This is a genomic window from Parabacteroides sp. AF17-3 (assembly GCF_003635445.1).
GTDB lineage: Bacteria > Bacteroidota > Bacteroidia > Bacteroidales > Tannerellaceae > Parabacteroides > Parabacteroides goldsteinii.
Map to the genome: position 1 here is coordinate 72,399 of NZ_QTMM01000009.1, position 16,395 is coordinate 88,793.

Annotated in this window: 7 protein-coding genes; all 7 read right to left on the bottom strand. The window is 48.0% G+C overall.

Features of this window, described 5'->3' with window-relative positions:
• Positions 1-48 precede the first annotated feature (48 nt).
• Positions 49-3,267 carry a carbamoyl-phosphate synthase (glutamine-hydrolyzing) large subunit gene (gene carB / locus DWW91_RS13390; RefSeq protein WP_007655627.1) on the bottom strand — a complete coding sequence of 1,073 codons (3,219 nt, stop codon included), beginning with the start codon at positions 3,265-3,267 and terminating at the stop codon, positions 49-51.
• A gap of 288 nt (positions 3,268-3,555) precedes the next feature.
• The gene (locus DWW91_RS13395; RefSeq protein ID WP_122328016.1) at positions 3,556-5,385 is read right to left on the bottom strand and encodes an O-antigen ligase family protein; all 1,830 of its coding nucleotides are present in this window, start codon (positions 5,383-5,385) and stop codon (positions 3,556-3,558) included.
• Positions 5,386-5,555: 170 nt separating this feature from the next.
• Complete coding sequence (locus DWW91_RS13400; protein ID WP_010801524.1) at positions 5,556-8,789, bottom strand: efflux RND transporter permease subunit; 3,234 nt, start codon at positions 8,787-8,789, stop codon at positions 5,556-5,558.
• Positions 8,790-8,801: 12 nt separating this feature from the next.
• A complete protein-coding gene (locus DWW91_RS13405; protein ID WP_007655624.1) occupies positions 8,802-10,280 on the bottom strand; it encodes a TolC family protein in 1,479 nt (492 codons plus the stop codon).
• 21 nt (positions 10,281-10,301) lie between these two features.
• Positions 10,302-13,382 (bottom strand): efflux RND transporter permease subunit, encoded by a 3,081-nt coding sequence (locus DWW91_RS13410; protein WP_122328017.1) that lies wholly within the window; start codon positions 13,380-13,382, stop codon positions 10,302-10,304.
• A gap of 9 nt (positions 13,383-13,391) precedes the next feature.
• Positions 13,392-14,477: an efflux RND transporter periplasmic adaptor subunit gene (locus tag DWW91_RS13415; RefSeq protein ID WP_044215204.1), complete on the bottom strand. Its 1,086-nt coding sequence runs from the start codon at positions 14,475-14,477 to the stop codon at positions 13,392-13,394.
• 85 nt (positions 14,478-14,562) lie between these two features.
• A complete protein-coding gene (locus DWW91_RS13420; protein WP_122328018.1) occupies positions 14,563-16,395 on the bottom strand; it encodes an O-antigen ligase family protein in 1,833 nt (610 codons plus the stop codon).

Here is a 16,395-nt window from a genome sequence, read left to right on the forward strand (position 1 = left end):
TACCCTGTCTCTACGTATTATGGTCACAAATATAATAAAAATATTTGCTTATTTGTAATCTTGCCAGTCTTTGATTTGGATATCTTTTACATCCATCGTGCAGAATGCTTCGATAAATGCGCTAGCCAGACGAGCGTTGGTGATCAATGGAATGTTATGATCGATCGCAGCACGACGGATCTTGTAACCGTTGGTCAGCTCGCGTTTGCTATGATCTTTCGGGATGTTTACAACCAATTCGAATACGTGGTTGCTGAACATATCCATGATATTCAGGTCGCCCTGTTCATCCGGCCAGCATACGGCAGTCGCTTCGATTCCGTTCTCATTCAGGAACTTGGCGGTTCCGGCAGTACCATAGATCTTGTATCCCTTTGTGCTCAGCAGGCGGCAGGGTTCCAGCAAATCTACTTTGCTCTTGGCTGCTCCCGAAGAAACCAGGATATTCTTTTTAGGAATGTTGTTGCCAACAGCGATCATGGCAGACAGCAATGCTTCGTTGAAGTCGTCGCCGATACAACCTACTTCACCGGTCGAGCTCATATCCACACCCAGTACCGGGTCGGCTTTATGCAGACGGGCGAATGAGAACTGAGATGCTTTTACACCGATCCAGTCGATATCGAAAGCGCTCTTGTCCGGTTTGGTATAAGGAGCATCCAGCATGATGCGTGTAGCCGTTTCGATGAAGTTGCGTTTCAGCACTTTGGATACGAACGGGAAGCTACGTGATGCACGCAGGTTACATTCGATTACCTTCACGTCGTTGTTCTTAGCCAGGAACTGGATATTGAACGGACCGCTGATGTTCAGCTCTTTGGCGATCATTTTGCTCACCTTCTTGATGCGGCGTGCTGTTTCGAAATAGATTTTCTGGGCCGGGAATACCAGTGTAGCGTCACCTGAGTGAACACCGGCAAACTCGATATGTTCGGAGATTGCATATTCAACCACTTCGCCGTTCATGGCTACAGCGTCGAATTCAACTTCTTTCGCTCCTTGCAGGAATTCGGATACGACAACCGGATATTCTTTGGATACCTTGGCGGCCAGATCCAGGAATTCGATCATCTGTTCCTTGTTGTGGCAAACGTTCATCGCAGCTCCTGAAAGTACATATGACGGACGGATCAGGATCGGGAATCCTACCTTTTCGATAAATCCGTCGATCTCTTCCATACTGGTCAGCTCTGCCCAACGCGGCTGGTCGATGCCCAGTGTATCCAGCATCGCGGAGAATTTGTGACGGTTCTCAGCGCGGTCGATCGACAGCGGAGAAGTACCCAGCACCGGAACATTCTGGCGATACAGTTTCATTGCCAGGTTGTTCGGAATCTGACCTCCCACGGATACGATTACCCCCTTCGGCATTTCCAGGTCCATTACATCGAGTACACGTTCGAAAGAAAGTTCGTCGAAATACAGACGGTCACACATATCGTAGTCGGTAGAAACCGTTTCCGGGTTATAGTTGATCATGATCGACTTATAACCCAACTTGCGGGCTGTCTGGGCTGCATTGACCGAACACCAGTCGAATTCTACGGAAGAACCGATGCGATAAGCACCTGAACCCAGGATAACCACGCTCTTGTCGTTCTTGTAGTAAGGAATATCATGTTCGCTGCCATCGTATGTCATGTACAGGTAGTTCGTCAGTTCCGGATGTTCGGAAGCGATTGTGTTGATACGTTTTACGCTCGGCAGAACGCCCAGTTTCTTACGCAGGTTACGTACACGGATGTTTTCTTTTTCCATGTTTCCTTCCGGATTTTCAACGTAACGGGCGATCTGGAAGTCAGAGAAACCTAAACGTTTCGCTTCTTTCAGTACATCTTCGGGCAGATCTTCGATCTTATTGTATTGAGACAATACTTTCGCATAATCTACGATATTTTTCAAACCGTTCAGGAACCACGGAGTGATCTTTGACAGTTCGTGGATACGTTCTACGGTATACCCTTCTTCCAGCGCTTTTGCTACGGCGAAGATACGCAGGTCGGTCGGGTTTGCCAAGGCGTCGTCCAGGTTGTCGAATTCCAGGTCGTTGTTTCCTACGAAACCGTGCATGCCCTGTCCGATCATACGCAGACCTTTCTGCATGATCTCTTCGAAGCTCTTACCGATCGACATGATTTCACCTACAGATTTCATGCTTGAACCGATCAGGCGGCTTACGCCAACGAACTTAGTCAAGTCCCAACGCGGGATCTTCACGATCATATAATCAACTTCCGGAGCTTTGTATGCCGAGTTCGGAGTACCCATTTCGCCGATTTGATCGAGGCTGTAACCCAATGCAAGTTTAGCGGCAACGAAAGCCAGAGGATAACCGCTTGCTTTAGATGCCAGGGCGGAAGAACGGCTCAGACGAGCATTCACTTCGATCACACGGTAGTCGCAAGTATCTGAATTGAATGCGTACTGGATGTTACATTCACCTACGATACCCAGGTGGCGGATCGTCTTGGTAGACAGTTCTTTCAGCAGATCCAGCTCCTTGTCGGTCAGTGAGCAAGTAGGGGCAACCACAATACTTTCACCGGTATGTACACCCAGCGGGTCGACGTTTTCCATGCTTACAACCGTGAAGCAATGATCGTTTTTATCGCGGATTACTTCGAATTCAATTTCTTTCCAGCCTTTCAGCGATTCTTCCACCAGGATCTGTGAAGAATAAGCGAAAGCGCTTTCTGCCAGTGTGCGCAGTTCTGCTTCATCCTTGCAGATACCGCTACCCATACCGCCCAGTGCATAGGCAGAACGGATCATTACCGGGAAACCGATCTTGTAAGCAGCTTTCACTGCATCTTCCATCGTTTCAACAGCCTGGCTGATCGGAGTTTTTACGTCGATTTCATTCAGTTTCTTTACAAACAGGTCGCGGTCTTCTGTGTACATGATAGCTTCAACAGAAGTTCCCAGTACCTTTACGCCATATTTGGCAAGTGTGCCGCTGGTGTATAACTGAGTACCGCAGTTCAGGGCAGTCTGGCCACCAAAAGCCAGCAGGATTCCGTCCGGTTGTTCTTTTTTGATTACTTCTTCAACAAAATACGGAGTGATAGGCAGGAAATACACCTTGTCTGCTACCCCTTCCGATGTTTGGATAGTTGCAATGTTCGGATTCAGCAAAACGGTACTGATACCTTCTTCTTTCAGTGCCTTCAATGCTTGTGAACCGGAATAGTCAAACTCTCCGGCCTGTCCGATCTTCAGGGCACCCGAGCCCAGAACAATCACCTTTTTGATTCCAATCTTCGACATAGTAATTGGGTTGTTTTGTTTATTAATATATTATAGAATGTTATATCTTATTTAATCGCCACTTGCGGGACACAAAAAAAATGCGTTAGTAAAAATAACCAACGCATCTTATATAAAGAAATTATTATCCCGTAAATTAAAGAAATGAGCTTCGATATCCGGTGTTGAACCGGAAATAAACATCGGATTACAAGTATGTATCTTATTCGTCATGAAACTCTTCCTTCCAAAATTTCGGCAAAGATAGGGGATATAATTTAAATGTGCAATAAAAACAAAGGGATTGTTCTATTTACTGTTTGCCATTTGTTGTAAAAGAAGTTGATAGACTTCTTCTTTCATCTGCCTGGCGGGCTTGAAGCAGGTGTCCGGCTGTTTGGTCAACACGGAATGGGCGGCTAGCCTGAGCTTGTCCGGGTGGTAGTAGTTTGTTTCCGCATATAATTTGGTTAGCAGATAATAAGTATCTATCTGTTCCGGAAGAATATGCAGGCATTGCAGTAAATATTTCTCAGCCAGCTTATAAAGTCCGAGTTGCTGGTGGCTTTGGGCAAGGATATAGTAGAATTCGGGATCAGCACTTAACCGGATGGCCCGACGACTCCAGATGATGGCATTCGAATACTGTCCGGATTGTTGCAGGCACCGGGCGCCTTCCAGCAGGAACTCGGTCCGGTGGGAGAGGCGCGGGTACAAGCTCATATATCCTTGTGCGGCAACCTTCTGTTCCTCCTTTTCTACCAGGATCCGCAAAGTTTTCCATTCTTTGTACGGTTCGTAATAACTTCGTTGTCCGAAAAACAGGATACAGGCGACTAAGGCAGCGAATGTCCCGATGTAAGGAAAACTTTTCACAGACGGTTTCTGTTGTTTTTCCGCCCGGGTGACACACATTGCAGAGAAGAAAATAAGCAGAACCCAGAATGACGGTAGTTGCAGCGGATAGGAATACATGGAGAAGAAAAGTAACGAAAGGATACCTCCCGTAGCCCCGACCTGTTTGTTTTTCAGCCCGTAATAGAGGCAGAAGGCGATCCATAACGCAAAGAGAAGCAGTCCGGCGATACCGAATTCGAGTCCTATCTGCAAATAATCGTTGAAGGCGAAAGGGGGGCAAGTCGCAGCCATCCGTTCCGTATCGGAGGCCTTCGTCGATGCGAGGTAGTCGGCCTGTGTCTGGGCGAATGAGACGGGGAAACCTCCCAGACCAGTGCCGGTGACAGGCTTGTTCAGTATGGCCTGGGTCGTTACGTTCCACATCAGCATCCTGTTGGCAGATTTCTCGGTATTGAAAACACTGCCCAATGTCGGCAATCCGGAAATAACGATAAATAAGACAATGCAGCTGACGATCACTGTCTTATTATGCTTTATAACCCTTTTCTTCAATAACTGCCACCCTGATTTCCGGAGATAGAAGACCCAGCAGCATGAGATTCCGGCTGCCAGCCACGCCGAATGGCTTTTCCCGCCGGGAAGTCCTATCAGGATGAGTATGAGCGTGAATGCCGACAGGTAGAATAGCATCGTCCTTGTTTCCCACCAGGCCAGTTTGTCGCAATCGCGAAACCGTAAAGCCAGGTTCAGGCATACGGGGAGTACGATTGCCAGATAACCGGAGAAGGGGCCGGGGCTGAAAATAAGTCCGTCACCTTTGAGTAGCGGATGGTTTGTCGATGCTCCCCCGTACAGTTGCCCCATTCCCCAGGCCGCTTCGAAGATACCTGTACATATAATAATGGACAGGAAGAAAAGCCTGAGTTCCGGGTGGGCTTGCAACGTGGCTCGCAGCATAAACCATAAGGTCGTAATTTGTCCGACGAAAAGAAGTCTTTCCGGTTCCGGGTTCAGCTCATAGTTGTAATTTAGCAAGGCCAGACCGGCAAAAAGTAATAAAAGTCCGTCGGGTAATGAGAAGGTAAAATTGCTTTTTTTCACTGTGGCTTCCATAAACAATACACTGAATGCAAGTAATAAAATAGAGAAATGAAACCAGAATACTTTACCTGTGATGGTTCCTTCAGCAATTTCGGGGTTTGCAGCAAATACAATGCACAAAAGTAACGCTCCGCTCGTAGAGAGGGATAATAGTCGTAGATACTTAAATAAAACTTTCATCTTTAAATTATTTTTAGGGTGATATCGGACTTTCAACTTCTGCAACTTTTCTGCTCCTGCATAAAACATTTAAGACGTAAGAAGGGTTTGGATAATTAACAAATCGTCCAAGAATATCACAAAATTAGGAAAGAAAAACAGTTATTGGCGGTTAAGTATTAATAAGGTGATTATTTCTTCAAAGTAAAAATAGGCAGGTATATGAAGATACCGAGGATCGACATGGTCAATCCGCCGATGGTCCCGGCTGCCAGCGGAAACCAGAAGGCTTCTTTATCGGGACCTAACATGAACGGAATAAATCCGAGTATGGTAGAGATCACGGTCAGGAAGATCGGTGTGATCTTGGCATTCCATGCTTTCAGGTAAAGGCGCCAGGCAGGCATTTTGGGCCTGGCTTCGCGAAGTTGGTTATATTCGTTTAATATATAGATACTTGCATTTACCGTGATACCGCATAGCAGGACAAACGACGCAAACCCTCCCTGGTCGAAATTCAGCTTGAACCAGTAGAATGTCAGGAACACCCCAATATAGGAGATAGGGATGACGAAGATAACAGCCAACGGTTGTTTCAGCGAATTGAACAGAATACTGGTCGTAAAGAAAATAATGGCAATGATCAGCAGTAATAACAGATACTGTTTATTGTCTTTGGTGTTCCAACTCCAGTAATTACTATCCGATTTGGCAGTGTATCCCATTGGTAACGACGCGTTGAATTCTTTCAGTTCACGTTCTTGTATCTTGCTCCCCTGATTGGATGCGCCAATATATTCATATTGAAGGCACAGGCGGTATTGCTGGTTCACCTTGGCTACTTTCTGCGGCATCTGCCCTTTTTCGACGGTGGCCAGCTCCGACAGTTTATAAGGTTTGCCCTTAATGCTCTGGGGGACGTATTGCATGCTCCAGACATCATAATCTTTTGACTGGCGCGAACTTAGTTTCAGCTTTTCCGTTTCATTGTCGACAACGATTGTACCGCTGTAGATATCTTTCCCGAACACCGGGTTGATGGAGGCGAACAGTTCGATCGGCAGGATATTTTCCTGTGCCATTCGTGCCTTGTCCAGATTGAAATAGAATTCCTGATAATCGTCTTTCCACCAGGAGAATTCGGAGTTGATCAGTACTTCCTTGATACGGCGGTAAGTAAGCAGTCTTGCTTTTAGCTGTTCCGCCCATTCATATAATTCGTCATAGTTATAGCCGAACATTTCAATACGGAACGAACCAGCTCCTTCCCGTACGTCGTTGCTGAAGCCCTGGTCCTGGAGCCCGTACACACCCCAGCTACCGCCGCCCAGTTCCAGCGCCTTGCTGATAATCTTGCTTTTCAGCGTATAAGGGAACCCGCTTCGCTCTGCCGCTTTGGTGAAATAAATACGTATGCCCGCCTGCCGCGCACTGTAAATGTTCGTCTGGAACTGGCGTATGTCCTTGAATGTGCTGAGGTAAGCCTCCATGCGTCCCATCAACTGATTCATCTGTTCCAGTGTAGTCCCGTTGGGAAGTGAGGCGGTGACCGACAGGACCGTTTCGTCGTTGCGGGTAAAATAACTGCCTTCATACACTTTTTGCACGAACAGGCGCAAGGTTCCTCCCAATGCTTTGTCCATTATCGGCTTGACTTTCTCCTTATAGGTCTCGCTTGAGACAATCTTGTTGTATTTTTCAATGAGCAGCGAGTCTGTAGCCGTATATACCTTGTCCTTGTCATCCATTTCTATTTTTTCAGGGAGCAGGAAGACCGGCAATCCGAAAGCCAGTAGCAACAGGAAACATGCGGTCTTTTTCCATCGGCAAAGGAAGCTGATCTGTGCATGGTAATATCTGTTGAAATAGACCGGGAACCGTTTGATTACCCTGTTGCCCCATTTCCGGAACCGGACGAACCGGCTGCTTTTAGCCCCAATTAATGAACGGACCTTTTTCTTGGCATGTTTCTTTTGTCCTAATCCTAACTTTTCGATCATAGCGGGAACGAAGAACAAGGCAATTGCCAGTGATACTGCCAGGTTGATGATCACTACGGCCGCAAAATCCTGTAGGTTCAACCGAATCTTTTCATCGAGGAAGAAAATGATGACAAGTGCACCGATAGTCGTCAATGTAGCCGTCAGGATGGAAAGGAAAGCCTTCCGGTTGTGGCGGTTACGTATATGGTCGGTCATTACGATCGTGTTATCTATCACCAGGCTTAACGAGATAGTGACACCGGCCAGTGAGTAAAGCTGCATTTCAAGTCCTGCCAGATAGAAGAAAATGACGGCAATACAAAGATTCACACTCAGGCTGACCACGATCAGGAACAGATAGCGCACATTCCGGGTGATCAGCAGGACGAACAATAAAAGAATCAGGATCGTAAGTCCCGTACGTACATATATTTTATCCAGTTCATTCTGGATAAACTCGGTCGCGTCATAACTGGTATGCACCTCATATCCCTGCGGTAATAACTGGCGGATATGCTCCATCTCTTCTTTCACCTGCTTGGCGAGTTCCAGCTGGTTGGCTGTCTCTTCCGCACGGATGGAGAGATAGATCGAGTTCAGTCCGTTGATACGGTAATAGCTTTGGGGAGCCTCTTCCTGGCGGGTGACTTTCAGCAACTGGTCCAGGCGTATCAGTTTCCCTTCTTTACTGGTGACGGTTATGTGGGAAGCCTCGAAACCCTCCCGTACATCTTCCGGTATCAGGGCGAGGCGAATCCATTCCTCCTGTTCGTTTGTATTGACATTGCCGGTTCCCAGGAATTCTTTGTTATAGTATTGAGCGATCGCATTCTGTATGTCATTGGTGGTAATGCCGAGCGACACGAGTTGCCGGCTGTCATACTCCAGTCGCCATTCCATCGGTGTGGCCCCGCGTACATCGATCCGGTAAATACCCGGGATACCGGCGAGGCGCGGTTTGATCTGGTCCTCCGCAAACCGTTGGATAAAGATCGGAGTAGCTGCCGCATTCAGCGTATAGGTCATGAACGGACCGGATTCCTTGTCGTCCGGGCGGCTCATCTCCAGTATCGGATAGCTTAATCCGTCGGGTAGGCTGGGCCATGTCTGGCGTACGATCGTGGAGGCTTCAAAACGGGCGGCATCGATATTGGTGTGTTTGTCCAGTTCCAGTGTCACATATCCCCAACCGTTTCCGGAAGTGGAGTTGATCTCCTTGATGCCCTTGATACGTGCCAGCATCGATTCCAGCCGCGAAGTGACCTCCATCTCGATTACACGTGCCGAGTTGCCGGGCATATTATAGCTGACGGTCAGCCGGGGCAATGTGCGTGAGGGAGACAGCTTGATCGGCAGGAGAGGGATGAAAGCCAGTCCTGTCAGCGCCACACAAAGGAAGGTGACGATGATCGTAAAGGATGATATCTTGGGAGATGTGCTCATTGAATCTGTTACTTATAGTCCGTGCGTAAAATCAAATTCCCGTGCCAGTGATATGCCGGTTTCAAAATCATGCAGTGTCAGTTTCCGTATTTTAAAATAACTCAGCCAGTAATTTTGCAGGGCGGAGATATAGTTGCGCTGTGCTTCCTGCTGGCGGTTCAGCGATAAGGTCAGGCTGTTGATGTCCGCCTTCCCGATCATAAACCGTTGCTTTGTCTCACTGTAAGCCATAACAGCCAGGTCGAGCGCCTCTTCTGCGCTTGAGATCAGGTTTTGCTGGATATTGAAGTCACCGACAGTCATGATCACGTCTTCCTCTACCGTCAGTTCCTCCTGGCGGGCGGAAATCTGTGTCACGTTCAGATTATTCTTGGCAATGTTATGTTTTCCTTTCCGTACGCCCCAGTCGACGAGAGGGATAGATACGGAAACGGATACCATATCTTGTTGCAGCGGGTCGCGATATGCGTCACTCAGTTTGGTCGCAACCTGGTTGAATCCTATGCTGGCGTTGATGGAGGCATTGAACATGGCCTCTTTTTTTGTCTTATCCACTTGCTGTTCGGCTTCAAGTACCTGTTGTTTGGTGTCAAGGAACTTCGGGTTGTTTTCGCGGGCAAGTGTCAAAGCTTCGTCAACAGAAATATGCATATCTTTCGGACGTCCCGGCAGGTTTAGTCGTATTTCCGTGTTTTTGTCGAAGTTGAGGAAAGAAGCGAGACTGAACATCGCTCTTTTCAGAGATATTTCCGCGTTTTGTAATGTATTTCGTGCGTTGACGGCATCCAGTTTCAATGTCAGTAGCTCTGCTTTGTTGATCGATGCAATCTTATGTCGCTCCTGTCCTGTCTGGTATAAGGTATCGGTTGACGCTACATTTTCTTTAGCCAGATCATATTCCGCCTGTGCCATGGCCAGGGCAAAGAAGTAGGAGGTAGCCTGTTCACTGATATTTTCAATATTGTACAGTAATTCCTTTTTCGCCTTCTCATATTTGAGTGGCTCGATTTTCCGTTCCCACCGGAAGGGGTTATATCCTAACAGACTTTGGTTATAACCGATTCGGATCGGCACGGTCGTAAACTGGTTATAAGCATTATCTCCGAAATTACGCATATACCCTAAATCCGAATCCAGGTAGAAAGTACCTCCCAACAAGTCGAAATTCTGTTTGATGGCGAGGCCGCCCTCTGCATAATAAGATTGCTGTTTTCTGTAAACATCGATATCATTCTCGGAATCATATCGTCGTGTGATATCGCGATAATACTGTGCCGGAGTCAGGTTCAGCGTCAGGCTTGGCAATCGTCCCGCCTTGAATGTCCTGTATTGCCAGTATCCGGCCAAAAACATATTCTTTGTCCTGAATGCCTCCAGCGAACTATCCGCCGCCAACGTGATTGTTCGCTCCAGCGACAATGTAAGCGGCTGGGCGTTCAGATAGACTGAGGTGAATAACAGGAATGATAATAGTATCTTACATATCTTCATAACGGCATTATATATAATTCGTTAAACTTCAGTTTGTTTTTGAGGAATCACTGCATTCGGGTCGTGCTTACGGTAAATGAACCAGTATACCAACGGAATGATGAACAGGCTGACGGCTGTACCGATCAGCATGGCTGAGATCATGGCGATGGAAAGGGGTTTTTGTAACTCGCTACCCATGTCGAATGAGAACAGCAACGGGACCATACCGAAGATGGTGGTCAGCGAAGTCATGATGATCGGGCGCAGACGGCGGCGGCCGGCTTCGTGGATCGCTTCCATCAACGGAACACCTTCCTTACGTAATTCATTGATCGCATCCAGTTTCAGGATGGAGTCGTTTATAATGATACCGCAGGTCACCACGATACCGATGGCACTCATCAGGTTTATCGTATGTCCGCAAATCCAGAGTACCAGCAGTGATGCAGCCACGTCGATCGGTATCTCGATCAGTACGATCAGCGGTTGCAGGAAGCTCTCGAACTGGGCTGCCAGGATGAAATACATCAGCAGGATGGAGATCAGCAGGATCACCACCAACTCATTCAACATCTGTTTGTTGGAGAAGAAACTACCGGAGAAATCGATCTCCCAGTTCTGTTCGCCTAATTTCTTCACCTCTTCCATCAACGGTTCCGCCTTCTTGACATCATAGAAACTGAACGGGATATATTCGCCGTTCTTACCGGCCGTAACCGTCTTCAGGTCTTCCCCTTGCGTTACCTTAACCAGTGACTGCAACGGGATGTACTGGCTTTTTCCCTCTTTGTCGGCCTGCGTCCGGACTAGCGTCTGCTGTAAGACTTCGTTTACCGTCTTGCCGTCGCCGGCCAGGGCAATTGGCAGATATTGCTGGTAGGAGCGGAGGGTCGCCACTTCATTTTCTTTGAAAGCAGTTTTCAGCAGGCGGTATACTTCATTGTAATTTACATTATAAAGCAGTAACTTCTGCCTGTCGACCGATATATTCAGTTGGTTATCGAAGGCGACTCCCACCGGTGCAATACCGGTAGACGCTCTCATCTGCGATTCCAATTTGTGCAATGTCTGGGCCTCCGGGGCTTCCGCTTTGTTGCGGGCATAAAATTCTGCGACCACGTCAGCTTCTCCCGTCACGAACAACTTTTCGAACACCGTGATCGGCGGAGAGAAGGAGAATACAGCCTGCGGATAATTAGTATCCAACCATTGCGTGATCTTTACCTGCAAGGGAGAGATGGCTGATGATTTTTCTGTCTTGAAATATAATTCGGCTTCCGAAGAAGACAGTTCCCGGTCGCGGTTCAACAGGAATTGTTGTTGACCGACATAGGAGGTATATTCCTGTACATCGCCTGCGATCTGGGCAAACAGTTTGTCCACCCGTTCCCGGTTTTCGTCGATATGGATGTTTTCGTTCCACTCGATATGGGCGATCAGTTCGTTCTGGTCGATTTCAGGCATCCTGCTTTTAGGTACTTCATAAAACAGCAGGGCGCATAACGGCAATGTAACGAAGATAAATATGATATTCGACTTTTTATGACGGAACACGAAATTGACTCCAGCATCGTAGAAGCGGTCCAGCGTATGCTCTTTGATCAGGTTGTTGATCCGGAGGTTGAATCCCGTATGTTTGATATCGGGAATGCTGTAAACCAGCTTGTAGAGTACCGGGAGCAGCATGATACCCGTGAAATAGGAGACCATCAGCCCGACTGTCACCGCGAAAGCCTGGTCGTAGAATATAGCCCCTGCGATACCGCTCATGAATACCAGCGGCACAAATACGGCGATTGTCGTCAGAGTGGAACTCAGCATCGGGGTGATCACTTCGCTGGTCCCCATGTTGCAAGCCTCTTCCAGCGTATACCCTTTCGTGCGGTACTGCATAATATTCTCCGTCACAATGATCGAACTGTCGATCATCATACCCAATGCCAGGATCAGTCCGGAAAGGGAAATGATGTTCAGCGACATCTTGAACATATAGAAGAAAAGGAAGCTGATAATCAGACTGACCACCATACTCAGGCCGATCACTGCCGGACTCTTGATATCCCCCAAAAACAGGATAGCCACTATACATATAAATATAAAGCCGAGCGACAGGTTCTGTTTCAGGTTTGAAATCGTATAATCCAGCAACTCCGTCTGGTTCCGGCTGACACTGAACTCTATATCCGGATAAACCGTTGCGAAATACGCAGTAACTTCCTGCAACGCTTCCTTCATGTTATCCATATTCTCGTCCGCCTGCTTGATCACAGCCAGCGTAACCGCCCGTTTCCCGTTTGAAAGTGAGGCGCCTGTCTCCTTTTCCGGTACCACCGCCACCTTCGCCAGATCTTTCAGCTGGAAGATACGGTCATTTTTATGGAGATAGATATTTTGCACATCTTCCGGTGTGCGCAGTAAAGTTGAGAATTTGATGTTGTATTCGTAATATCCGTCCCGTACGGTCATGCTTCCCGGCTCGATATTGTTCGAATTCAGGGCCGATTCCAGGTCATCCAGCGTGATACCGGCCATTTCCAGTGTTTTCATGTCCGGCACGATCTGCAACTGCCGTTTCATCATCCCCGTGATATCCACCATCGCCACTTCCGGCAACTGCTCGATACGCCGTTTGATAACCGATTCGGCAAACTGGCAAAGGTCCAGGAAAGCAGCCTCGCTGTCACCTGTTTTCAGCGTCAGATTCAGGCAAAAGACCGGTATGTCCGTTGCGCTCGCCTTGATCACCCGCGGACGTTCTATTTCGCGCGGCAGGTAGTTCATGGCAGCATCTATCTTTTCGTTCACCTCGATGAATGCTAGGTCCGTATTAGTCCCGAAGTCGAAACTCAGTCGGATGATGCCGGCACCGTCGCGTGTCTCACTGTGTATATCGCGCAGGGCAGCCACCTGCATCAGCTGTTGCCGGATCGGTTTGACTACCGTATTCTCCAGTTCGCGGGCCGACGTATTCTGTCCGGACACCTGTATGGTGATCTCCGGTATCGCAATATCGGGCAACAACGATACCGGGATGGTAAAGTAAGTCACCAACCCCACGATAAAACAGGCTGTAAAGGCCATCAGTACCGCGATAGGACGTTGTAGTAGGAATTTGACCATAACAAAGTTTTAATTTTCAATTATCGTTACCGGTGCCTCGTGTGCCAGATTGATATTACCGCTGGTAATGACGAAATCATCCTCTTTCAAGCCGTCCCCTTCCGAACTTGTAATCGTGTAGCTGTCTGCATTTTCCAGGCCGGTATGTACATATACCCAGCTAGCCTTGGTTCGGGTGCTGTCGAGTTTGAACACCACTTGCTTTCCGGACCGGAGAACGACGGCACTTTTCGGTACGACCAGTTGTTTGCCCAGCGAACGGTGGATGCTGACACGGACGTTCATTCCCTCGAATAACTTCCCTTTGTCCGTTACCGCCGCTTTCACCTGCACCATGCCGTTTTCATCGACCAGCGGGTTTATTTCGGTGATGCGTCCTTCGGCTTTTGTGTCGTTCAGGGCAAAAGGAGTGACCTCCACCCGGTCGCCGTTCTTGATCAGAGGCAGTTCGCTCTCCAGAACAGTGAACGCTGCTTCCAGGCTGCCCGGATCGATGACCGTGCAGAATATATCGGAGGTAGAAGCTGTATTATATTGTTTGGCAAACAGATTGGCAACGATACCGTCGAAAGGAGCCGTCAGTACGGCATTCCGTTCTTCATATTCTGCCAACTGGTATTGGATAAGCGCCTGGTCGTAACCGCTCTTTACCCGGACAAGCTGCATGGTGGCGGGAGGAACTTTGGCCGAGTCTGCCAGCGCATATCCCTGGCCGATCAGCACGTCTTGCAGTTCCAGTTTCGCCCGTTCCAGGGCATCTTTGGAAGTGGCCGTTTTGTTTTTCAGCCGGAAGGTCGACAATTCAGCCAGCTTTTGTCCTTTGCTTACCCGGTCGCCGTTCTTTACATGAATCGTAGCGATCGGTTCGGCCGACTGAAACCGCAGGTCGACATGGCGGCGTGCCGACAATTTGCCGTTACTCACCAGTTCATGGTTGAAGTCGGTAGCCTTTAGTGTCATCACGGTCACCTCGTTGGTTTCGTCCGGTAAAACCGTTTCAACAGTTTCTTCTCCTTCACTGCTGTCTTTTTTGTCACCGGAACAGGCTATCATCCCGGAGAGGAGCAGTATTGCCAGCAAATTGTAGTATTTCATATTCATATAAGCTATGATTCAAATTTTAATTTCCAAATATACAAAAATATTATTACGATGTTATCGTAAATAGCATATAAATAAATTAATTACGATCTGATCGTATGTTGTTGAGCATATTTTTAACATCTGTTCTCATTTCCCGGATAGCCGTGCTCTCTACTTTCGGTTCTTTTTTCAGTACGGCGTCAGCCGCTTTGATAAACTTATCTTCCTGAAAGAAAGTAGGTTCTGAGTAAAGTTTGGTAAGCAGGTAATACGGATAGATCCGTTCCGGTAACATATCGATCGCATGCAGCAATAAATTTTCCGCTTTTTGATAGTTTCCCATCGACTGCTCATTTTTCGCCGCTATGTAACGTATCATCGGATCACCGCTTAACTTCATTGCCCGTTCCAACAATCGGTTCGCTTCTTCAAACCGTTCCGATTTGCTCAGGCACTGTGCTGCCTCGAACAGCAACTCCGGTTTATGTCCCATCAACGGCACCAGTTCCTCATATCCTTCACCTGCCGCCTCATAAGCCTTACTATTATACAACATCTTCAACGTATTCCATTTTTTATATCCTTCATAATACCCTTTCTGCTGCCGGAAAATCCACCCGCAACATATAGCCAGCACCCCTATCATAGTGACAGAAAGTATCTTTCTCCCCTCTCGAGAGGGGGTAGGGGGTGTGTCAGCGTCAACCGAAATATCAGCGTCAACCGGAGTATTACTATTAGCCACCCCCATCAACACCACCAACACCACCCAGAACTCCGGCAACTGCAACGGGTACGATGCCAGGCTGAACACCATCAGCGCCAATATCCCTCCGGCCGCTCCTGCCTGTCTGTTTTTCACCCCCCGGAACAAGGAATAGCTTAACAACAATACAAAAACCATTAAACCCACCAGCCCCTGCTCCAAACCAATTTGTAAGAATTCATTAAATCCGTATTCCGGACATCCGGCAACCAGCATCTCTGTCTCCGAAGCCTTTCCCGAAGTGAAATACTCCGCCTGTGCTTCTGCATAAGCAGCCGGAAAACCACCCGTCCCGGTTCCTGTCCAGGGTTGTTCCCTGATCGCTTGTCCCGTCACTTTCCATAAAAGTAGCCGGCCATTGGCAGAATCTTTCTTTAGCAGATAAATACCCGCCAATGCACCGGCTATGGAGATCAGGATCAAAATAGAAGATACGATAGTTAAGGTCCGGTTTCCATTAATGTATCTTTTAGTCTTTTCCCATCCGATCCGTTGCACCCAATACACCCATCCGCATGAAACGGCAGCCGCTATCCATGCCGTCCGGCTCATCCCGGCAGGAAGCACGACAATGATTGCCAGCAAACCGATCCATCCTAGGTAATGCAGATAAATTTTTGTTTGCCGTAGGATCATCCACAGGTAAACCGGCAATACGATTGCGAGATACCCCGAATAAGGCCCCGGATTATAAAAATCCCCGGTCAGCTTGAACAAGGAATGGTTAGATCCCTCGAATCCATGTAACTGTCGCATCCCCGATACGGCTTCAATCCCTCCGGTCGCAACAACCACCGCCAGGAAAAATAACTGTAACTGCGGCCATCCAGTCAATAGGAACCGTAGCAGAAACCACAATACGACTAATTGCCCGCCAAACAACATTTTCTCCGGTTCGGGATCCAGCTGCCGGTTATAAGTAAGTGCAACGATAGCCGCCAAAACCAGCACCAATCCGTCTGCGACCGAAAAGTCAAACGGCTTTGCCGGTTTCATCAGAACAGCCGCCACCAGACTGCATGCTGCCAGCAGCAACATCGCCAGATGAAACCAAAGAACTTTCCCTGTAACCAGCCCGTTAGCCAGTCCTGTGTTGGTGGCAAAAACGGTGCACAGCAGAAAAATTCCGCTGATGGCGAGTAATGAGTAACTTATCTTAATCAT